This is a genomic window from Sinomicrobium weinanense, from assembly GCF_018863395.1.
Classification (GTDB): Bacteria; Bacteroidota; Bacteroidia; order Flavobacteriales; family Flavobacteriaceae; genus Sinomicrobium; species Sinomicrobium weinanense.
The window spans coordinates 173,796-195,675 of sequence record NZ_JAHKRR010000004.1 but is presented as its reverse complement, the minus strand read 5'-3'; the positions used below and the strand labels follow the sequence as shown (position 1 = coordinate 195,675).

General features: G+C 46.2%; 15 protein-coding genes. 3 read left to right on the top strand and 12 right to left on the bottom strand.

The genetic code is table 11. From position 1 onward, the window contains the following. Window positions 1–12: 12 nt before the first annotated feature. From KN811_RS13200 to KN811_RS13160, 9 genes are all read right to left on the bottom strand, one after another. Window positions 13–1,515 carry a glycoside hydrolase gene (locus tag KN811_RS13200; RefSeq protein ID WP_187963612.1) on the bottom strand — a complete coding sequence of 501 codons (1,503 nt, stop codon included), beginning with the start codon at window positions 1,513–1,515 and terminating at the stop codon, window positions 13–15. 312 nt (window positions 1,516–1,827) lie between these two features. After that, entirely contained in the window at window positions 1,828–4,950 is a 3,123-nt protein-coding gene (locus KN811_RS22020) for a VCBS repeat-containing protein (protein WP_345725256.1), read from the bottom strand. Between the two features lie 336 nt (window positions 4,951–5,286). Continuing rightward, window positions 5,287–6,819, bottom strand: a complete 1,533-nt coding sequence (locus KN811_RS13190; RefSeq protein ID WP_187963610.1) for a RagB/SusD family nutrient uptake outer membrane protein — start codon at window positions 6,817–6,819, stop codon at window positions 5,287–5,289. Between the two features lie 34 nt (window positions 6,820–6,853). Next, complete coding sequence (locus tag KN811_RS13185; RefSeq protein ID WP_187963609.1) at window positions 6,854–10,018, bottom strand: SusC/RagA family TonB-linked outer membrane protein; 3,165 nt, start codon at window positions 10,016–10,018, stop codon at window positions 6,854–6,856. Between the two features lie 234 nt (window positions 10,019–10,252). Next, complete coding sequence (locus KN811_RS13180; RefSeq protein ID WP_187963608.1) at window positions 10,253–11,131, bottom strand: helix-turn-helix domain-containing protein; 879 nt, start codon at window positions 11,129–11,131, stop codon at window positions 10,253–10,255. A gap of 269 nt (window positions 11,132–11,400) precedes the next feature. Then, window positions 11,401–12,579: a porin gene (locus tag KN811_RS13175; RefSeq protein ID WP_187963607.1), complete on the bottom strand. Its 1,179-nt coding sequence runs from the start codon at window positions 12,577–12,579 to the stop codon at window positions 11,401–11,403. Window positions 12,580–12,588: 9 nt separating this feature from the next. Then, the gene (locus tag KN811_RS13170; RefSeq protein ID WP_187963606.1) at window positions 12,589–13,038 is read right to left on the bottom strand and encodes a PepSY-like domain-containing protein; all 450 of its coding nucleotides are present in this window, start codon (window positions 13,036–13,038) and stop codon (window positions 12,589–12,591) included. Between the two features lie 80 nt (window positions 13,039–13,118). Continuing rightward, on the bottom strand, window positions 13,119–14,384 hold the full coding sequence (locus KN811_RS13165) for a sensor histidine kinase (RefSeq protein ID WP_187963605.1): 1,266 nt from the start codon (window positions 14,382–14,384) through the stop codon (window positions 13,119–13,121). Between the two features lie 10 nt (window positions 14,385–14,394). Next, complete coding sequence (locus tag KN811_RS13160) at window positions 14,395–15,072, bottom strand: response regulator (protein ID WP_187963604.1); 678 nt, start codon at window positions 15,070–15,072, stop codon at window positions 14,395–14,397. A 147-nt stretch (window positions 15,073–15,219) separates the two neighbouring features. Here KN811_RS13160 and KN811_RS13155 point away from each other — a divergent pair, with 147 nt between their 5' ends. Both KN811_RS13155 and KN811_RS13150 read left to right on the top strand, forming a co-directional pair. Beyond that, complete coding sequence (locus tag KN811_RS13155) at window positions 15,220–15,882, top strand: Crp/Fnr family transcriptional regulator (RefSeq protein ID WP_187963603.1); 663 nt, start codon at window positions 15,220–15,222, stop codon at window positions 15,880–15,882. 73 nt (window positions 15,883–15,955) lie between these two features. Further along, window positions 15,956–17,173: a spondin domain-containing protein gene (locus KN811_RS13150; protein WP_187963602.1), complete on the top strand. Its 1,218-nt coding sequence runs from the start codon at window positions 15,956–15,958 to the stop codon at window positions 17,171–17,173. A gap of 27 nt (window positions 17,174–17,200) precedes the next feature. On the opposite strand, the gene KN811_RS13145 is transcribed toward KN811_RS13150, so the two are convergent. Next, window positions 17,201–17,641 carry a winged helix-turn-helix transcriptional regulator gene (locus KN811_RS13145; RefSeq protein WP_187963601.1) on the bottom strand — a complete coding sequence of 147 codons (441 nt, stop codon included), beginning with the start codon at window positions 17,639–17,641 and terminating at the stop codon, window positions 17,201–17,203. A 73-nt stretch (window positions 17,642–17,714) separates the two neighbouring features. Between KN811_RS13145 and KN811_RS13140 the strand changes: the two genes are divergently transcribed. Further along, on the top strand, window positions 17,715–18,914 hold the full coding sequence (locus tag KN811_RS13140) for an MFS transporter (protein ID WP_187963600.1): 1,200 nt from the start codon (window positions 17,715–17,717) through the stop codon (window positions 18,912–18,914). A gap of 127 nt (window positions 18,915–19,041) precedes the next feature. On the opposite strand, the gene KN811_RS13135 is transcribed toward KN811_RS13140, so the two are convergent. Together KN811_RS13135 and KN811_RS13130 are read right to left on the bottom strand one after the other, a co-directional pair. Then, window positions 19,042–19,851 (bottom strand): META domain-containing protein, encoded by an 810-nt coding sequence (locus KN811_RS13135; RefSeq protein WP_187963599.1) that lies wholly within the window; start codon window positions 19,849–19,851, stop codon window positions 19,042–19,044. A gap of 238 nt (window positions 19,852–20,089) precedes the next feature. Beyond that, window positions 20,090–21,832, bottom strand: a complete 1,743-nt coding sequence (locus KN811_RS13130) for a RagB/SusD family nutrient uptake outer membrane protein (RefSeq protein WP_187963598.1) — start codon at window positions 21,830–21,832, stop codon at window positions 20,090–20,092. Window positions 21,833–21,880: the final 48 nt, after the last annotated feature.

The window sequence follows — 21,880 nt, the reverse complement described above, 5'->3', positions numbered from 1 at the left end:
AACATGGAGGTTTTATTGTTTTGTCCCTGTTAATGTTGTTATACTTTGGGGAGGAAATAAGGCCGACATTTTTCCTGTTTCATCCGTAGTCATTGGAGCTTCTTCATTCCAGTGCCCTGCGCTGTGATCTGTAGTCTGGTAACTGTTAAGCTCCCCGGCTTCAAAACCTGACAGGTCAAAAGCAGCATTTACTGCGTTATCTCCCGAATTGATCACCACCACGGTAAATTTCCCGGTGCCGGGTTCTTTGTATGCAGAGACCATCAACCCGCTACCCTGATCGACAGAGGCCTTAAACCTGTAATAGCTATCTGTGATATCCCTGGAATAATGCCCCATCACATCGTAGGTCCTGGGGAAATCCAGTGTACCATCGCTATTGGTACAGATCAGTGATTCATTGTTTCTTATGGCCAGCATCCCCAACCAGTATACATAGGCATTTACATTACATTCGGCAAGGAGTTTATGCATGTTTGTCGCCAGCTTTATTCCGCCGGTCATCGTATTGTCGTAAACACCGCTATCATCGGATGCTTCGGTGACCCAAACCGGTTTATTACCCGTAGCGTAGGTCCATATCGAAGGGTTTTGGTTCAGTCCCCGTTTTCCCAGTATGATATCGCCTATCTCTACATATCCGTGTCCTGCCAGAATATCTACATTGCTTTTATCCATGGTGGACAAAAATGTGTTGGCTGTACCCCATGCGGCATTTTCTGATGAGATGATCTTCATATCCTGAAGCCCTTCTTCATTCAGGGCCGGCCTGAGGTTATTGGAGATAAATTCCCCCAGGTGCCTGGGTGTCCAGTAAGAGGCATCCCAGGAGGAGAACACATTTTCGGGTTCGTTGCTCGGTGAAATCCCGTAAAACTCAATGCCTTCTTCCTTAAATGCTTTTGCAAACCCGGCTACATAACGTGCAAATGCTGTTGATGAAGTGCTGTAATCAAGCCCGTTAAAATTTGTTGCACTTATATTCGTCGGATCCTTTTTCATGTATAACGGCGGGGTCCAGGTACTGGCAAACACCACAGGGACATTGTACCTTTCCCTGGCTTTTTTCAATATCCATACCTGGCCCAGGTGTTCTTTTTCTTCATCTGAAAGCCCCTGGTAAACATCGCCGTTTGTATCTACATCTATACTTACATTAGCCGGTTTGATGGTTACTGTTCTACTTTCCTGGTCAAACGGGTAGGTATGCAGCACCTTTCCCCGGAGCATATTTAGCTTCAGGCCGGTCTGCCCCCACAGGTATTCCATGATGCTATCGCGTTTCGGCGATTCGAAAAAAGGGGTGATCCTCCCTCCGAAGGCCCCGAACCCGTCGATTTGCTGATAGGTCTGGCCCCAATCGAGGGAAATACTTGTGGTGAGGGTATCGGCCGCAGCGAACGTTAAATGTTCTGCACCCCCCAACTCATCCATTTCCTTGTCTGCGCAGCTTATTGCCAATAAGGAAACCGATAAAATCCATGAAGAAACTGAACTTGCTTTTTTACTGTTCATAATGTTAGTGGTTTGGTTAATAAAATCTGGGTTATTATTCGGTTTTTTGAGTTATACACCTGTCCATGTCGTGGGCCTTATTTTTACCACAGAGATCCACAAAGCAGGCACAGAGTTGCACAGAGCGGTGTTTGGAAATCAAAATATGATCCGGTTGTGCTTTTTGATACCTGTCTAAATGTTCAATGCCTTACAAGTTTATGATAAAAATTCCTTAGAATATCATACTATTTTTTCAAAAGGTGGTAATATTCAATCAATTTCACACAGCTCTTTTTTTACCTTTAGTATAATATCTCAGAAGCCTGTTGCTTACTTTAGGCCGTTCTGTTTTTTGGAAAGTTCTCTTTTGCGGAAGATCTTTAAACTGTCTTGTTGTATCCCCACGATCACGGTCTCACCTTTGTCTTTTGTATTCAAACGCACTATCGACCTGCCTTCGCCCGGGACAAAAAATCCGCTGACCGAGGGTTTTACCGGCTGAAAACCATTGTCCCTGAATACCAGGCAGCTACCATTTCCGGCATCAAATCTGCCGGTCAGCACTTCGGTGTCGTGATAATTCCCGACAGCCAGTACATCCCGATAGCCGTCGAGGTCAATATCCGTTATGGTGAAATCGAAGACCGGGGACCACTGTACTTCTTCCGGCAGGCGGGTATACCTGAATTTCCCGTTCCCCAGGTTTTCTATATAAACAGAACCCAGTTCATAGGCATGGACCCGGGTAGCGTCTTCCAGGACAGACGCTTCGAAGACTTCATCGATCTGCATTTTGCCGTATTCCCTGTAACTCTTTACAAGATGCCTGAGGGCAGGCAACCGGCCTGTTAAGGTGCCCCTTGGGTGGATGATGTGCTCTTTGCCCTGGTTATAATACGTCATAATGGGTTCCATACTGCCATTCTGGTCGTAGTCTTTGGCATAAATGGAAAGAGGTTCGTCGACACTTGCCTTAAACGGGGTGTTCAACCCCCAGTTTCCCGCTATAAAATCAATATCCCCGTCCTTGTCAAAATCTTCGCCGGCCATACAATTCCACCAGCCATTGGTGTTTTCCAGTCCGTTGGGCGATTCATCCATTTTAAGGCCCTTATCGTTATTATAGTATATCTGAACAGGCATCCACTCCCCTACGAGTATCAGATCTGTTCTGCCATTCTTGTCGAGGTCTGTTGTATAAGCAGCCGTAACCATTCCCGGTTTTAAAAGCCGGGGGGCTTTTTGGGCTGTGACATCCGTAAAAATGCCTTCATTGTTTTCCAGCAGGTAAGACCTGGGCGATCTGGGATATTCGTCAGCCTTTATCCTTCCGCCTACAAAAAGGTCCAGGTCTCCGTCTGCATCGTAATCGAATGCCACAACACATCCACCTGCCGCCCGGATCTTTGGCAATGCATCAGGTTGCAGGCTAAAATGGCCTTTCCCGTCATTGATATACAGGCGGTCCTGGTATAATTCCGGCGTTTTGTAATGTTCGGAACTTCCGCTTACGACATACAGATCCGGGTCATTATCATTATCGGCATCAAAAAGGAGTGCTGCCGTATCTTCCATGGGCAGCCCTATGGGATCTTTAAGTACCTGTTCCGTAAAAGAGCCGTCCTTTTGACGGATATAGAATGTCCCGTAATTGTTGGACGATCCTCCTGCGAACAAGTCTTCCAGGCCATCCCCGTTTACATCCCCCACCGTTAAAACAGGGCCGGCTTTACTGTAAGACCTGAAGTGCAGAGGCCACTTCCTGAAATCATCGAATGCATTTTCTTTACTTTTATAGGAGATGGTAGCAGAGCTGTTCATCACCTCAAAACAGGTCTTTGTACTCTTTTCGGGTATGGTATTGACCGGTTTTACGGAAAAGTTTCCGGGTTGTGGCGACAGGGTTTGATTGACCTTTACATTTTTCCGGGTTTCCCGTTGATTGCCGGGCCAAAGGATCTTTAAGGAATCGATCTCCTGAATACTGTCCAGGCCAAAATGCAGGACAGGAGGCAGGGAAGACATATAGCCTTTATGCGGATAAAATTCTGCAAACTGTACCTCGCCTTTCGTGTATAACCATATTTTCGCACCCAAACTCTGTGCGTTGGCCTGTAATTTTACCTGGAGGAAGTTTTTACGGATGTGCTCTGACCGGTTGCTGCGGTTTTCAAAAAGCAATACGTCATCTTCAATATTATTGGCCACGAGGTCCAGGTCGCCATCCAGGTCGAGATCGACATCAATGGCCCCGTTTGAGTATGACGGAAGGTATAAGCCCGCTTCGTTTGTGTGGTCGGCAAAAACACCCTTACCGGTATTCTCAAAAAAGAAATTACTTTTTTTAACGCCTTTCATTTTGTTGAGCTGCTCTACCAGGAGTTTCCTTTTGTCTTCGACCGTTCCGAAAGTACTTGCCTTATTGGTAAAGTCTACAAAATCCAGGTCGGTGATGTCTTTTTTGTAGCCGTTGGTAATATAAATGTCTTTATGCCCGTCATTGTCAAAGTCTGCGATCAACGGGCACCAGCTCCAATCGGTGGCCGCTACACCCGCATAAAAACCCAGGTCGCTGTATACGCCGGCATTGCTCATTTGAAGGACATTGCGTACGTATTGGGGGGCATAGCCCTGTGCCTTTGCCTGTTGTACCCTGCTGAACGGAATTTGTCCGAACATGGTCTTATGGCGGATATTATCTTCCGGGAGCATATCCAGCACCAGGACATCCTGAACGGCGTCGTTGTTGACATCCGCAATATTCACGCCCATGCTGTTGTGGCTCTGGTGTTTAAAATAGTGGTTGATCCGGTTGGAAAAAGTACCGTCTCCGTTATTGATATACAGTATATCGTTGGAATAAAAATCATTAGCGATATAGATATCCGGGTAGTTATCATTATTGATATCGGTGACCGCTACACCCAGGCTCCATCCTTCGACCTGTATCCCCGCCTGTTCTGAAACATCTGTGAATGCCGGTATCCCTTTTTCATCAGCACCATCATTCCTGTATAATTTATCGGTACTCCTGCCGCTCCCGTCCTTTCTCTGCCCTAGAGGGTTGTTTTTGGGATACTCTTCCATGGCATTGTTGATCAGGAACAGGTCCAGATCCCCGTCTTTATCGTAATCAAGCCATGCCGCCTGAACCGTATAGGAAAGGTCCGCTATACCCATTTCGGAAGCCATTTCCCTGAACGATACCGTCCCGTCATCTGATATAGTATTTAAAAAGAAATAATTCCGGCTTTGCCGAAAGTTTTGATCGTGTGCGGTACTTACATAGATATCCGATAGACCATCATTATTGATATCCACAATGGAAACCCCTGTACACCACGAAGGGGTTTTTATGCCGGCGGCATCCGTAATGTCCTTAAAAGTTAAATTCCCCTGATTGATGAACAACCGGCTATGGACCATGTTACCGCTAAAAAACAGGTCGGGCAGGCTATCCCTGTAAAATATCCTGCACCTACCCCTGCTCCATTATATAAATATTCATAATCCAGGATATTTAAGGAATCGCTTTCGGTGATGTTGTTGTTAAAGTATAAGGAAGAGCTTTGAGGACTGACCTTTTTAAATAGGGGGTCTTCTTTTTTGTGGAAAGAACAGCCCGATATAAAAATGGCCAGAAGAATGTATGTTGATATGTTACATTTTTTTATCATACAGACATCACACGGTGGAGAAAATCCTGCCCTAAACAAGAACAAAAGCGGGTATCTGACATGTTAAACACCCACTTTTGCTTCACACTAACTACTCAAACTGATGTATTGTTTAATACCCGGAATTCTGATCGTTTTCCGTAATGTTGGCATTATTGTCTATCTCCTGTTGGGGAATTGGCATAAACTGGTGCCTGGGTGAATAATATTCCAAAGGCTCTTCTTTTAATTTCCCCTGGGCCCTCCATCGCAGCAGGTCCCTGTTCCTGACCTGTTCGTCGGCAAGTTCTACCATTTTTTCGTGCATGATGGCTGCAAACACTTCATCTTTGGTCCCGGTGGGGTATTTTGATGTAGGATACGGGGGCATATTTACCGAAGTCCTTTGCCTGATCATGTTCAGGTACTCCACACTCTTATTCTGATCTCCGGCTTCCAGTTCGCATTCGGCCAGGTTTAAAAGCACCTCTGCATACCGGATGACCCTGTGGTTGATCCCGGATTCGTAATATCCGGCGGGGTTCACTTTGTACATGGCAGAATGTTTTCGCCAGCTTATTTTCATTTCCCCACCGTTATACTTCAGCGCACTTCCTTTTATATTACCGCTTTCGATGACCTCCGTTCCATTATTGAAGGTATCGCCCACGAAATAGAGGTTTTTATCCAGGCGGGGGTCTCTTTTTTCAGCTCCGTTCTCCGGCCTTTCAAACTCGTCCAGCATTTTTTGGGAAGGGATGATATTCCTCCAGCCATAAGCCGAATATTCCTGGGAATGTATACTGGCTTCATTGCCTGTACCGTCCCCGGTGTCTGCCCAGTTGTAGGCTCCTATTTTTGCAAACCCGATCTCCCAGATCGATTCGCTGTTATATTCGTTTTCCTCCTGGAAATTATCGTCATATTCGTCCACCAGGGCGTAATTCCCGGAAGTGACTATTTCATCTAAAGCCTCTTTGGCTTTGGTATAATCGCCCGTAAACATATATACCCGCCCCAATAAGGCCAGGGCCGAACCTTTGGACATCCGTCCTTTTTTACTCCCGCTGAAATCGAGTACGGCTGCTGCTGCTGTAAGGTCTTCGACAGCCTGGTCCAGGACTTCCTGTTGTGAGCTTACGGGATTGGTTTCCGAAAAATTGGTTACATAGGTAAGGTACACAGGGGCTTTTCCCCAGATAGTGCCTAGCTCATAATAAGCCCATCCCCGTGCACAGCGTGCTTCCGCAATTATTTTTTCCCGGATGCTTTCGTCCACTTCCATTGCTTCGGGAGCTTTGTTAATAACGATGTTTGCCCGGTGAATCACCTGGTACAGGCCTTTCCATATGGATGCATTTACCGGATTGGAAGCATCATGGGTCCCGTTGAGGATCTGGTTGAACTCGGCGGTCAGCTGCCCGCCGCCCGAACTTACCTCATCGCTCCTTATATCGTTAAAAAACCAGTAAGACCTCGAAAACAGGTTTGCTCCTGCCATAGTGCCGTAAATGGCATACAGCCCCGAGTTCAGTTCACTTTCATTCTGGTAGTAAGTGTCTACCACCAACTGATTCGGATTGGTCTTGTCCAGATCGTCATAGCTGCATGAACCGACCGTAAAGAACAAGGTGATTATGAGAAACGTGGCGATTATTTTTTTCATTTGTCTAAACTTTTTTGAACTGTTAACCTTTGATTTAGAACCTGGCATTCAATCCGATAAGGAAGGTCCTGGGCCTTGGGTATTGTCCGTAATCAATGCCCTGGGTCAGTAAATTGCTGTATCTCGATCCGACCTCGGGATCGTAACCTGAATACTTGGTAATTGTTAACAGGTTGCTCCCCGAAAGATAAAATTCAAGTCCGGAAATAAGCCCGTTGCCATTGCGCGACAGCCATTCTTCCGGTATTCTGTACCCGATCTTAACGGTCTGTAACCGCAGGTAGGACCCGTCTTCGACAAACCTGTCTGAAGTACGTGTGTTCCCGTTGGGGTCTGCATTGACCATACGGGGGATGTTGGTATCGGTGTTTTGTGGTGTCCAGGCATCCAGGACGGCAACATCGGCATTGAATAACCGGAGGCCGCCTTCCCGGTATACTTTGGCTGCGTTATACACGTCATTGCCCTGTACCCCATTCCAGAACATATTAAAGAAAAAGTTCTTATAGTCGGCATTAAAGTTGACCCCATAGGTAAAGTCGGGTATGAAATTACCGATGATCGCCCTGTCATCGGGGGTCACGGTGCCATCGCCATTGTTGTCCTTAAAGATCAGGTCTCCGGGGGCTGCATTTTCCTGGTAGGCCGTGTTGGGATTCCTGCTGTTATATTCGTCAATCTGGGCCTGGCTCTGGAATATGCCTTCTACCTGCCATCCGTAGAACTGCTGTATCGGGTCTCCTATCGATGTACGGGTAATATCAAAACCACCGGTATCTGAGTTCTGCCCGGCAAAGAGGGTTGAAGTTTCCGTGGCCAGGCTAACGATATTGTTTCTGTATAAGCTCAGGTTGGCTGACACATCCCATCTGAATTCATTATCGTAGTTGGAATAGTAGGTCCCCTGAAATTCAAGGCCCCAGTTTTTCATCCCCCCGATATTGGCCAGTGTACTCCCGGCATATCCGGCAGAAGAAGGAAGGGGGACGGCCAGTATTAAGTTATCGGTCTTTCTGTTGTACCATTCGGCAGAAAATTGCACCCTGTTATTGAAAAGGCCCACATCCACCCCGGCATTGACCATGGTGGTGACCTCCCATTCCAGTTCACCGCTGGCAAGTTTGTCAAAATAAGCCCCCTGGAGTATTTCATCACCAAACAGTGCCGTGGTATTTTTCTGGATACCGGCCTGGCTTTCATAATCGCCGATCCCTTCAAAGCCCACTTTACCCCAGCTTCCGCGGAGCTTTAGTTCGGAGATCCCGGAATTTGCCATAAACGATTCTTCAGCCATATTCCAACCTGCGGAGATCCCCGGGAATGACTGCCATTTTTTGCCCCCGGCAAATTTGGAAGAACCATCTCTCCGGATCGAGGCACTGAGCAGGTAACGCCCGGCAAAGTCATAATTGAGACGGCCGGCATAGGAATAAATGGTATTTGAGCCTTTGGAACTGTTTAAGACCGGGTCTGTGGCACCGGTGAGGACATCCAGTTTGTTGTCGTCGAGGCGGCCGGCACCGCTAAGACTGCTGTACTTGTTGTCCTGCCTTTCGGCTATGGCAATAAAATCGATATTGTGGTCCCCGAAAGATTTTTTATAGCTCAACTGGTTGGAAAAATAGGTTCCTGTTGACGTGTTCCTGGTATCTGTAACTTCTTTTTTCTCCCGGCCCCTGAAACCGTCGAAATAAATGGGTAGAATAATGCTGTTCCTGTTGTAGGACCAATCTACACCTGCAATAAACTTGTACTTCAGGTCATCGGTAATATCAACCCCTATCGAGGCCGTACCGAAGATCCTGACATTCTTATCGGTATTGCTGTCCATCAGGGCGGCACGGACCGGGTTCTCCGGATCGGTCCCGTCGGCTGCATCCGGCGCCCGGTATCCCCCATCTACCGTAGGATCGTGGATAGGGATATAGGGAACCCCCCGAATGGTATGCTGAATTAAGGAGCGGGCCCCCGAATCAGCTTCATTTTCCCTGTTGCCCGTAGAAATGGTAAGGGTCTGCCCGACGTGAACCCTCTCGTGGATATCGTGGTCTGAATTGATCCTTACGTTATAACGTTCGTATCCCGTTCCGATAATGCTCCCTTCCTGTTTAAAATATCCGAAAGATGAGAAAAACCTGGATTGCTCCCCGCCTCCTCTAAGGCTCAGGTAGTGATTGGTCGTAAAGCCGTCCTGGAACAGTGCGTCCTGGTAGTCGGTGTCTGTCTGGGCGTAGGTCTGACCGGCCCCCGGATAGATGGGTTCGTCCATGTTATCCCACCTGTCGGGGAAAGGTGCACCGGCATTTCCCAGGAGCATTTTTCCATATTGCAAATACTGCTCCCTGTTCAGCAGGTCCAGCCTTTTGGTAACCCGTGAAAAACCGGCATAGGAGCGGAGTTCCACATCCAGTTTTTCGGTGTATTTCCCTTTCTTGGTCGTTATTAAGACCACCCCGTTAGCCGCCCTTGACCCGTATATGGCGGCGGCACTGGCATCTTTTAAGACGGAGATGGATGCAATATCGTTATTGTCAAAATCCTTTAATGACCCTGCGGGATAACCGTCTACCACATATAGTGGATTGGCTGCAAAACTGATAGAACCGATCCCCCTGATCCGAACGATGGGATCTGTTCCCGGAGCGCCATTATTGGTGACCTGTACTCCCGGCATGCGTCCCTGCATGGCCTCGGTGAAACTGGGAGCGGGAAGCGCTGTGATCTCTTCCGGTGATATGGACGAAACCGCCCCGGTTACCGCTCCTTTTTTCTGGTTTCCGTACCCGATCACGACCACCTGTTCCAATTGGCTGGCCGATTCTTCCAGGCTTATGTTTACGGAAGACCTTCCGTTTACGGGTTCTTCGACCGTGGTGAACCCCAGGTAACTGAACACCAGCGTTGCACCTGACGGAGCTTCTATGGTATAATTCCCATCAAAATCGGTCTCTGTTCCCGTGGTTGTACCTTTGACCATGACCGATGTTCCGGGTAAAGGAGTGCCACTTTTATCGGTGACTGTACCGGTTACGGTGTTTTGAACTTCACCCGGTACAATAACGGTATTGTTGCCTGATGTTTTTGCTACGGCGTGAAAAGAAATGCACAGTAGCATCATAACCGCTAAAAGTGAACGTGAAGACTTAAGATCCCCGGCCAGCATAAAATGAGATTTGCGATGCATATTTTTTCGTGTCATATCGTAGTTTTATGTAGTCATTGTTGACTTAAAGATTGTCCAAGTTTTAAAGATCATTTGTTATCCCCTAAGTATAAAAGGGTTATGACTGGACCAAAACTACTTCAATTATCATCTTACGGATAATCAAATTTTATCATTTGCTTATATTATCGATAAGTTATCTGGCAATTATGTGTAAAGAAAGGGAAGTAATTACGAAAATAGCAATAAGAAGGCCGCTTTGGAGTATCCTTATAATACTTTCTTGATACCGGAAAAATTTTCCCTGTATTGGGTCGGCGTACAGTTTTTAGCGTTTCTGAACACCCTGTTGAAGTTTGCTATATTATTAAAGCCGCACATATAAGCGATCTCGGAAATATTGTAGTCTTTTTCTATTAACCATCTTGCCGCATAGCCGATCCTCACATCGTTCAGGTATTCTACAAAAGTTTTACCGGTGTGTTTTTTTATAAAACGGCTGAACGACACATTACTCCTGTTGATAAGCCTGGCCATTTGCGATAAGGTGATTTTTTCGGCATAGTTGCCCTGAATGTAGGTATATACTTTTTGAAGGCTGTCGTTCGTGGAAAAATTTTGTTCCTGAAAACTGTTTGTCGACAAAAGGCGCTGGTCCGGCGAATGGGCCAGGTCATTTAAAATGGATATCAATTGCAGAAAATAGTCCATCCCATCCAGTTTGGATACTTCAATGATCCTGGGTTTCAGGGTCGCGGCCGTTTGCCGGGAAAAACAAATGCCGTGTACTGCCCGATCCAGCATCACACGTATGGGCTTCAGGATACTCCGGCCCAACAGCTCTTTGTTAAACAGGGTTTCCTGGAATTGGATGGTGACCTCGTGTATGTCCTTGCTCGAACAGTTATGTGTTTCCCAACCGTGATAGAGGTTAGGCCCTACCAGTACCAGCTCTATATCTTCTATTTCTTCCATATGGTCGCCCACCACGCGCCGAACACCTTTTCCGTTACTTATAAAATTCAATTCAAATTCGGGATGATAGTGGATCGGGAAATCAAAATGATCTTTTACGCGGTCAAAAACCAGAAAGCAATCCTCATTGGACAAGGGTGTAATTTCGCGATGAAATTTTTTTAAGATCTCCATTGAGCGGGATTTTGGAAAAAATAAATCTCCGACAAGATAAACAAAACAAAGACGATGCACTGAACCTGCCTGCACTGAGCATAGTCGAAGTGTCGAAGGGGATAAAACTAAGCAATAGTTTTTTATCTTCAAAAATAGCCCGCAGATATCGCAGATTTTCGCAGAACAAAAGAAAAATCTGCGATATCTGCGGGAAAAACCCGAAAAGGACCACAAAGGGCAAAACCCCGGGTCCTTTTCTTCAACCAAAGCAAAACCAACCTTACTGTTTAAAACCTTAACTGCGCCTGTATCCGCACTACACTGCCTGTCTGGTGATTGTTTTGTTTGATGTAATCTTCATACCGCCTGTCGGAGACCGTGTAAACAGCCACCAGTTCGAAGTGTTTAAAGGGATGGTACTCAATTCCTGCTTCACTCTCCATGACCTCGTAACTCCTGGCGTCGAGTTCGTGTTTTTTTCCTCCGTTGTAGGATTGCAGCCTCACAAACGGAATGATCTGCTGGTGCCCCCTTTGTACAAAATAAGATAGAGTGGCATATCCTCCATGCAGGCTCTTTTCCTTAACGGACAAGGTAGATTTATCAAATTCGGGTCCCTTCCCTATATTGTATTCGGCCTGTATACCGAAGGGCCTGGGGTATAAGATAAAGGATGCGGCGATCCTCTGGTCCAGGTATTCCATAGCTGCATTGGTGTGCACTTCGGGGCTGACCTCCGGCAAAACATATTTACCCGAATACGCCTGTATGCCTGGCTCTATGATCTGGTTTTTCTTCAGTTTTATGGGATAGGAAAACCGGGCAGCGACGTGAAACACGCTGTTCTCATCGGGATGGTTGGCCGTCTGGCCGTTGTAGATCCCGAGCCCAAAGACCCCGAAGTCTCCCGAGTGTTTATAGGGCTTTAATTCTTTCATCAGGTGGCGTATCCGTTCCGGGGCCCAGTATAAAAACACCCCCATATCCCGTTCGTCCTTGACTCCGCTGTTTATGGCGTCATTCCTGTCCAGCGGAAGCCTGTCACTGCTGGACTGCATATTTTCGTAGCCGAAAGGGACCTTGCTCTGCCCGATCCGGACCCTGTATTCATTGCGGTCGTCCAGGCCTATGTCCATATAGGCATCCTTGATCCGCGCCACATGGATGGAGCCGTCCACGGATTTTGCAAAATCGGGCTGGAAATACATAAAAACCCTTTCGCCGATCTGCCCGGTGATCTTAAACCGCATTCTCCGAAGTGAAAAGCCTCCGCCATCGGCTCCCCAGAACTCGTCGCACTGCTCACATTCCAGGTCCGGGTTCGTTTCAAACAAATTGTTGTAGCGGACCTGGAAGTATCCTCCGAGATGAATGTTATCGTACCATTTTTTTTCTTTGCCGGGAATTTCCTGAGCCTGCGTATTGGTGTAGATCAGTAGCAGGGCAATCATTGTCAAATAACGCATAGGAAATGTCTAGTCTTCGGTTTGTTCTAATATTCTTCCTTCTGGATCCATGGTCACTTTCAAATCCGGCCTGGAATGACTGTCGAGCTCGATGCAATAAACAGTACCAGACGGCTTCGTCACCTTTTCTACATCATCTGTGGAATATTCTTTGAAGTCTTTGCGGAGTTTTTTGAGAATGGCCCCGGGCAGGTCGCTTCCGGAGATCTCCTCGATGTGTTTATCAACTTCTCCTGAGGCGGTATACCAGATATCGTGATCGTTACTTCTCCCGGTTTCGAATTCTACATGATACCGGTTTCCTTCCATTTCCCACTCTACATCCCCTGCCCTGGGGAAATCCACCTTAAAGCGGTTCAAAATAACCGAAGGGATCTGGTTTTGCGGAATATCCTGCCCGAAGGCTGAGTTTGCGATACCTGTAAAAGCGGCAAAAGCTGATAAAATATGCTTCGTCATCTGTATAAGATTTTAATTTATACAGCAAACTAAGTATGTGAATCTGGAAAGAATTAGGAAAAGTATCCCGTTTTGATCTTTTAATGGAACTCTACTGTAAAGCAGTGTTCTTCCCGGTATGAATATGTAATGGAAAACCCGTATAACCTGCATATTGCCTTGACAATGGCAAGGCCAAGGCCCGTACTTTGCTGGCTTTGATTTTTCCTGAAAAAGCGCTTAAAAAGATCCTTTTCTTCCATTTTGCCGTGTGGGGAGGAGTTGCGGACCACCAGTTTGTTTTCCCGGACCTCTATGTTTACATAACCTCCTTTAAGATTGTGAAAAACGGCGTTTTTGACCAGGTTGCTTATCAGGATATTGGCCAGGGTATCGTCCATGGAAAGAGAGGCCTGGCCCTTTTCCTCAATATTTATATCCACTTCCTTGAACCGGGCAAAGTCTCCCAGGTTCTCTACAACCTGATGGACCAAATGGTTTACGGAGATCTCTTTATTGTCGAAAAACTGTTTGTTCTCTATTTTACTGAGCAGGAGCAATGACCTGTTGAGCTGGGTAAGGGTCGAAACAATCTGCAGGGTTTCCGACACCACTTCGGCATCGGCACTTTCCATGCTGTTCTTCTCCAGCAACAGTTCGAGCTTGTTGCTGATAATGGCCAGGGGGGTCTGCAACTCATGGGCCGCATTTTCGGTAAACTGTTTTTGATTGGAATAGGCTTCCATCGTATGCTTAATAAGCATATCGCAGGTGCGTTTGAGCTCTTTAAACTCTTTGGTACCGGTTTGAATCTCCGGCAAAGGGAAAGCCTTATTGATCCTGAAGGCCTTTAAATGGTCCAGGAGCTGGTAAAACGGCCTCCACAGCTTTCGCAGCACCAGGTTGTTGATGATCAGCACACTGACAATCAGCGCTACGTATAGCCACACGATAGACCAGAAAAGGTCTTCCATAAGGTCGTCTTCTTCCACCATGGAAGACATGACCTCCAGTTTGTAGTAGTCCCCTTTATGTTCAAAGGCCGAAGTCAGCATCCTAACCGGTTCCTTATCGTCTTCATACGGCATGTAGAGCAAGGTGTCCTTGTAGGTATCGCGAATGCGGAGGGCCTCCTCTTTGTCAATAGGGATTATGGCATAGTTACTTTCATCAAAACCGGTTTTGTGCAGTATGGCGGGGTCCTTTTCCGCCTTTTTGAGAATAAGCAATTTATAATTATCCAGTCCGTCATCGATGCTGTCATAGATCTCATCGAGCATGTTGATGTAAAAAATAACCGACCAGGCACTTATTATGACTAAAATAAATACCGACAGGTACTTCAGTGACTGGTTTAGCAGTTTCATTTTGTAAATTTTATTGTGCCCTTAATTTATAGCCCACTCCATAAACAGCCTGTATTTCAATCTCTGCCCGGGCCTTCTGAAGTTTTTTTCTCAGGTTCTTGATCTGGTAATAAATAAAATCAAAGTTATCTGCCTGGTCGATGTTATCGCCCCAGACATGCTCTGCCAGGGCCGTTCGGCTTACCAGGCGGTCTTTGTTCAGCATAAAATAATTGAGGATATCGAATTCTTTGCGGTTCAATGTCACTTCCCGGCCCCCTGCAAATAACAGGCGATTGTCCAGGTCCAGAACAGTATTGGCAATTTCAATGGTGTTTTTCCCTTCCAGCCTGTTTCTTCTGAGGACAGCTTTTATCCTCGCGGTCAGTTCGGCCAGGTGAAAAGGCTTGGTAAGGTAATCGTCAGCGCCCAGTTCCAGGCCCCGGAGCTTGTCTTCCAAGGAATCCTTGGCAGATATGATGATCACATTCTCGGTTTTTCCGGCCTTTTTCAGTTCATCCAGTAACTCGAGCCCGCTGCCATACGGAAGCATAATATCTAACAGAACACAGTCGTATTCATAGACAAAGAGCTTGTCTATCGCCGCCCTGAAGTCAGAGGCGGTCTCTACAATATAATTCTCCTTTTCCAGGGATATCTGAACTGCGTTCAGCAGTTTCTGTTCGTCTTCAATTACCAGTATTTTCACGCGGACAAAATTAAACCTAAAATCTGGAAAGAATCGGGAATACCATCAGAATGTTCCCTATGGTTCAATATAACATTTGTCGATAATACAACTTTTCAGGCCGGAATTCCATGCCATTGTGTAAATTTACTTTAAAAATGTACCGCCATGGATATTTGGTTTCTGGAAGATGTCAATGTATTCAAAATGCTGTGCCCGCATAGATTTAAGGCCTACAAAAAAGCACATTCCTTTTCGATCTTTAATAAGAAGGACTATATTTATTTTGAAACTGATGCTGCAAGCAAAGTCTATTTAATAGAAAAGGGAAAGGTAAAAATTGGCTACTATAACGAAAACGGGGACGAGGTCGTAAAAGCCATCTTACAACAGGGGGAGCTCTTTGGTGAAAAGGCACTGCTGGGGGAAAATACCCGGAACGAATTTGCCCAGTCCATAGTGAACAATACAGCGATCTGCCCGATGAACGTAGACACCTTGCAGGATCTGATGCGCGAAAACAGGACCTTTAGTGTAAAGATCTACAAATTCATCGGGTTGAAATTTCAAAAGCTGGAGCGGCGTTTACAGATCCTCCTTTTTAAGGATACCCGTACCAGGCTACTGGAGTTCCTGGAAGAACTCCGCGATGATTACGGCTACGAATGTCCCGAAACAGGAAACCAGGTCATTAAACATCCCTACACGCAAAAAGATATGGCCTCCCTGATAGGCACTTCGCGTTCCACACTCAATATTCTGCTCAATGAATTAAAGGCCGAAAAAATGCTGGATTTTAACCGGAAGGAGATTGTTTTATTAAAAAAATAAACTGTTAGGCAGCTAACAATTTATTTGCCACGCCCGATATACTTTTGATCTGTAAATCATTAATCAGAATGTTATGAAAAAAGTAGTATTGGGATTTTCAGCGACCCTGCTGTTATTGGCCTCATGTAATAATGATGACGACAACACAGCGATGCCGGAAACACAGGAAAGTACACTGACCATTGAAAATGTAGTCGAAGCCAGAGATTTTGTACAAAGCGGGGCTTTTTTCGGGGAAGGCAGCGAAGAGGTCGAAGCACCTGTTGTATTACCCGGCCAGTCCATTCAATTAAAATTTAATGCGGGAAATGGACAGGCCCTGATGTTTGCCACCATGTACGGAAGCTCCAAAGATTGGTTCTTTGCACCGGAAAATCCCGGGATAGCATTGTATGATGATTCCGGAAGTGCCATTACGGGAGATGTTTCCTCAAAGATCAGGCTATGGAATAACGGGACAAAAGACGACTCTACGGGCGACCCTGAAAACAATCCGGTGGCCATGGTTTCCGGTGTCAATGCCCCTGCCCTGATGAAGCTCGACCTGGCATACGATGCGATGGCCTCCGAATTTACGCTGACCCTTACCAACACTTCCGGGGGCACCGATAATGAAACACCTTTTTCACCCGGGGTCTGGGCAGTTTCCAATGTTTTGGGAGGCGAATTACTTAACCCTATGCCCTTTTATGTTGAAGGAGAACATTCAAACCCCGAGATCACAGCCATCGCAGAAGGGGGGAACAACGAACCCCTGGCGGTTAAAACAGAAGAAAATACAGGTATTATCACAGGGCTTTCTCCCGCTATCGTTGTAGTATACCAGGGCAATGAAAACCCACTGTTCCGGACCGGGGAGAAAGACTATGGCATGGGGCTTAAGGAACTGGCCCAGAAAGGAGATATTTCCGGCCTGATGGAAGCCTTGCAGAATGCGGAAGGGATCGAGGCCGTTTACGGAGTCGGGGAAGCCCCCCTGCCCCCTGGTGAAGAAATAAGTATACAAATAGAAACAACTCCCGACACCAAAATAGCTTATGCCACCATGTTCGGTTATTCCAATGACTGGTTTTATGCGAATAGCCAAGGAATTGCCGCAGGTACAACAGGAGACATTACAGCACAAACCGGGCTGTTCGACAATGGTACCGGAGTAGATCAATACCCTGGCGCCGGGAACAACCAGGCTGCATTTGGCGGGACTCCGGAAACCGAAGACAAAGGGATCACAGAAGTGGATGCCGGGTACCTGCCTCCCGTTTCTGATGTAATAAGAGTAACGATTAATTAACTATCTCCTGAATACTATAACGGCCATTTAATCCAGTTTATCTTTTTTGCGATTTAAACGGGCCGTTAATTTTTCCGTATAGGCCTGTATAGTATTCATCTTATCCGTTTTTAAACCGGCAAGCAGGCTTTCGGGATGGGTATAAGTGTCCGGATAGTAGGTGTTTCCCCAAAGGATAAGTTCTGCGATAACAGGAATTAAAGCAATGGCCTTTGGGGTGGGGTGATAAAGATATCTCGACCTGTTGCCGGTGGTTTTCTCTTTGATCACCAACCCCTGCGCCTCGAGAATACTTAACCGGTTTGCCAAAATATTGGTGGCAATTTTTTCTTCGGATTGCATAAACTCTTTGTAGGCCGACTTGCCTTCAAAAATAATATCCCGGACAATCAGAAGGGTCCATTTGTCCCCAAATATATCCAATGCCGTGCTGATAGGGCATAAGGACCTGTTTGTGAATTTTTTCATAAAATAATATTATCACTTGCAAAATGCAAGTTTATTGTTTTGCTTTGCACTTGTTTTTTGCAAGTGTAAAAATATGAAAAAAGAACAGGAAAGCCGCAACAAATTATCTTCAACCCATGTTATACTACTGGCAGTAGCCTGCGGGCTTGCTGTTGCCAATGTCTATTATGCACAACCGTTGCTGGATACCATGGGAGCAACGTTTCGCATCGACCATGCCGAGGTAGGGATTATAGTTACCGTCTCACAGATAGGCTATGGTATCGGGCTTTTATTACTGGTCCCTCTTGGCGATCTGGTAGACGGACGAAAACTTATCCTGTTTCAATTCCTTTTATTGGGGTCATTTTTATTCATTACCGGATTGGCTACATCGGTCTATATGTTGCTTGCCGGAATGTTCCTGGTGGGGTTAATGGCCGTAGTAACCCAGGCCCTGGTAGCCTATGCCGCAAATATGGCCAATGACCGAACAAGAGGGCGTGTGGTAGGCACGGTGACCGGTGGCGTGGTTATCGGGTTGTTATTAGCCCGAACCGTGGCAGGGGGCCTTACCCAGTTAGCGGGATGGCGAAGTGTTTACCTTATATCGGCAATGATGGTAATGGCAATGAGTATTATATTGTTCCGCACACTTCCCGCTTCCTCAAAACCAAAAAATGCGGTAAGTTACCCCCGATTGCTCCGTTCGATATTTGTCCTTTTCCGTAAAAACCCTTTGTTCCTGGTGCGTTCCCTCATGGCCATGCTGATATTTGCGGCGGGGCAGGTTTTATGGACGCCTATGGTATTGCCCCTGAGCCAGCCTCCTTTTTCCTTATCACATACGGCCATTGGAATGTTAGGCCTTGCCGGGGCCACAGGAGCAGTGGGTGCAGCAAAGGCCGGTAGCCTGTCTGATCGCGGACATGCCGGGTGGGCTTCCGGTATTGCCCTGGTGTTAATGCTTATATCCTGGCTCCCCATGGCCCTGATGTTTCATTCCTTGTGGCTATTGATCCTCGGGATCATTATTTTTGATATGGGGCTCCAGGCCGTACATGTAACCAACCAAAGCCTTATTCTTAAAATTGATCCCGAAGCCCGGAGCCGGATCACCGGAGGCTATATGATATTCTATGCTATTGGAAGTGCAACCGGTTCTATTGCTTCTACAATGACTTTTGCCCACTGGGGGTGGAATGGCGTATGTATTCTGGGAGCTGTTATAGGGGCCATGGCGTTTTTGTTGTGGTGGTGGTCGGAACAATCCGGTTTTACAAAGAACAAATGAAAAAGTTTCTACAAGTCTTTCAGGCTTTTTTAATCCCGAAGGGATAGCAGACTTATAGAATCAGGTTAACTTGAATAACGTGAATAATGAAAAAAGAAAAAATGGTCAGGTATAAAAAAATAACCGGTCAATCCGTTTTTTTAAATACAGCCTGCACACCGGACGGGTTGGATAGGGTCAGCCCGTTATTTGCTATTTCATAGCTGGTACTGCTTTCGAGCGCTTTCAGGAACTCTGCTTCCTTATCAGCATTGTTGCACATCATTTTGGTAGAAACAATATCGGTAAACCGAAGCAGCCCCTGTTCGAAAAACAAAACTCCGTTTATACGATTACAGCCGGAAAAACCCGTAAACTCATTAGTCCCAGAATTAATTTCCAGGGAAGGCAACTCCCTGTCAAAGTCCTGTTCGTTTATTTTCTGGTTCCCCAGTTTTTCCAGTACCCAAAGGTCGTTTAACCGATAATCCGTTATATACTGTCCGCAACCTTCGAGTTCCCGGGCGGCATCGTCCGTACCTTTTTCAACGCCGACAGCGACCGTATAAGGGGAAGTCATTCCGGACATGGCATTAGTGCATTCCTTATGTGAGATTTCAATTTGAAGCTGACCGGATTCCGTTTCTACTTTATACAATTTCACATTGGCATCCATGGCCTTAACAGGTTCCGTGTAAGGGGTTTTCAAGGAGTCTGTAACAGTGTTGAGCCTGATCATATTTTCTGATATTTCCAGGTTCCAGAAAGGTTCTGTACCACTGGCCGTAAAATAAGCCGGGGCTGGTGTACCAGTATTATTTGATGCCTGGATAGTTTCGGCCTGCTTTTCTTTTTCCGGGGAGGGGGATGTATTATCCCTGTCCTTTTTCTGGTTGGAGTTACACGATATCTGCGTGATCAGCACAACCAGAAAACAATGTTTTAATATAGATTTCATAGGGGCCCGATTTATGTTTTATCGTAAAATTGCCGTGTTCGAAAAAGACTGGTTTTCAGATAAAGTTACATTTTTTTGTCCGAAATTAAATATAAATCCGAAAAGAAAAAGAGGGGATTTAAATATTGTTGCAGGTAAATATTTAATTGCAACTAAAGAAAAGAGACTGTCAACTCAAAAACAAAACCCTCATAAACACTGGTGCTATGAGGGTTGTGTTTTCTGGTATCATATTAGTTTAATATCCCTGGTTTTGCACTAAAAATCCTTCTTCACCGGAAGCTCCGTCGATGGCTTGTTGAGGGATAGGGAATAATCTTTTGTTCACATTGGTATCGGTCTTTCCCGTCCAGCTATCCTCGTATTTGCCAAACCGTATTTGATAGTTTCTTCTAAGGCCTTCCCAATACAGCTCAAATCCGGATTCACGGAAGAGCACATCCAAATCGATGGAAGACAATGCCTCCGGAGTCTGGTCCGGGCGGGCACTTCTCGAAGTCCTTAGGGTATTGACATCGGCCAGGGCCCCGGCATTATCACCTTTTCTCAATTTAGCTTCGGCACGCATCAGGTAAATCTCTCCCAGACGGATCAGGACCAGATCGACACTGCTGTAATAACAGCAGTTGGTAGCGGTATGACTAAACTGATATTTGGAAAACCTGTAACCTGTGTTATGTAAACTACCCTGGTCCGTAAAATCGACCTTGAGCGTATGGTCCACATAGACCTGGTTGGCATCCCCGTCTTTTGTTTTGATCACAGGATATATTCTTACCCCATCGTTGCAGGTCAGGATATTACCGTTTCCGTCTTTCCTGGGGCCCCATATCACACCGCGGAGTATCCCCCTGTCGATCTCAAACTTCTCAGCTTCCACACAATAGTAATGGTTAGAATCATTTTGCGGGTTTACACCGCTAAGGTCTTTAAGGTCATCCGGTACGATCGTATTTTCCTTAAAAAAACGGGCATCTGCTTCGGCCGGGTCTACATTGCCGTAGGCATCTACCCAGGTTTGATAAAAATCAGAGGTTGCTGCCACGGCATCCGTTCCCCGGGTATCCGGAAATTCCGGTCTTGGGATCAGGTCACCGGATATTGGCCAGTAGGCCCATCGGCTATGCTCGGTTTCAAGTACACCCCTTTGGTCAAGAGCAAAAATAAGTTCGGGATTGTTATGGTTATCATCACTGAACAAATCAAAATATTCGGCAGACAAGGAGTGAGCTCCTTCGATAATATCACTGGTATATGCTATGACCTTATCCATGTCTTCCTGCTTAAAATCCGGCGTTCCGTAAGGGTCGCGATAAACGGCGGCATTCAGGTATAAACGTGCCAGCAAAGCCTTTACGGCATCCTGGGTAAACCTGCCCGGGCCTTTATCGTTATTAATAACATCGACCACGGATAAAAGTTCGGCTTCGATATAATCAATGGCTTCCTGCCCCCTTAAAATTACGGATGTTTCGTCCCGGTTCTCTTTCATAAAAACAAGCCCCCAGTTATCCAGTGCCAGCATATTGAGGTATGCTTTCATGGCTGTCATTTCGTAGAGGGCATCCTGGGCTTTTGCATTGCCCTTTTCAGATTCGGGCCTTAATCTTTCCATAGCCAATATCGCTCTCGATATACATAAGGTTATGTTGGTCCAGGCATCCTTTACCAGACCATTACTGGGGGTCATAAGATGCTGGTGAACCGCTATGAACTTGCCTCCGTCATACCAGTCCGTCCCCCCGCGATAGGGAAGGATGGCTTCGTCAGAGGCCACTTCCTGAAGCCCGAAATTTATGGTATGCATCCACACGTTGCGAAGAAGGCCGTATACCGGTGCTATCGACCCGCTGACCACTTCGGCCTGGCCTGTTCCTGTGAGGGACTCGTCGAGAACTTCTTCCTCCAGTGAGGTACAACCGAATACCATGAATAAAATGATAACTGTCGGTAGTGCTTTGTTTAATCTTCTGTATTTCATCTTATTTTGTTTTACTGCTTGATATGAAAAGAACCGTTTGCTTTCTTT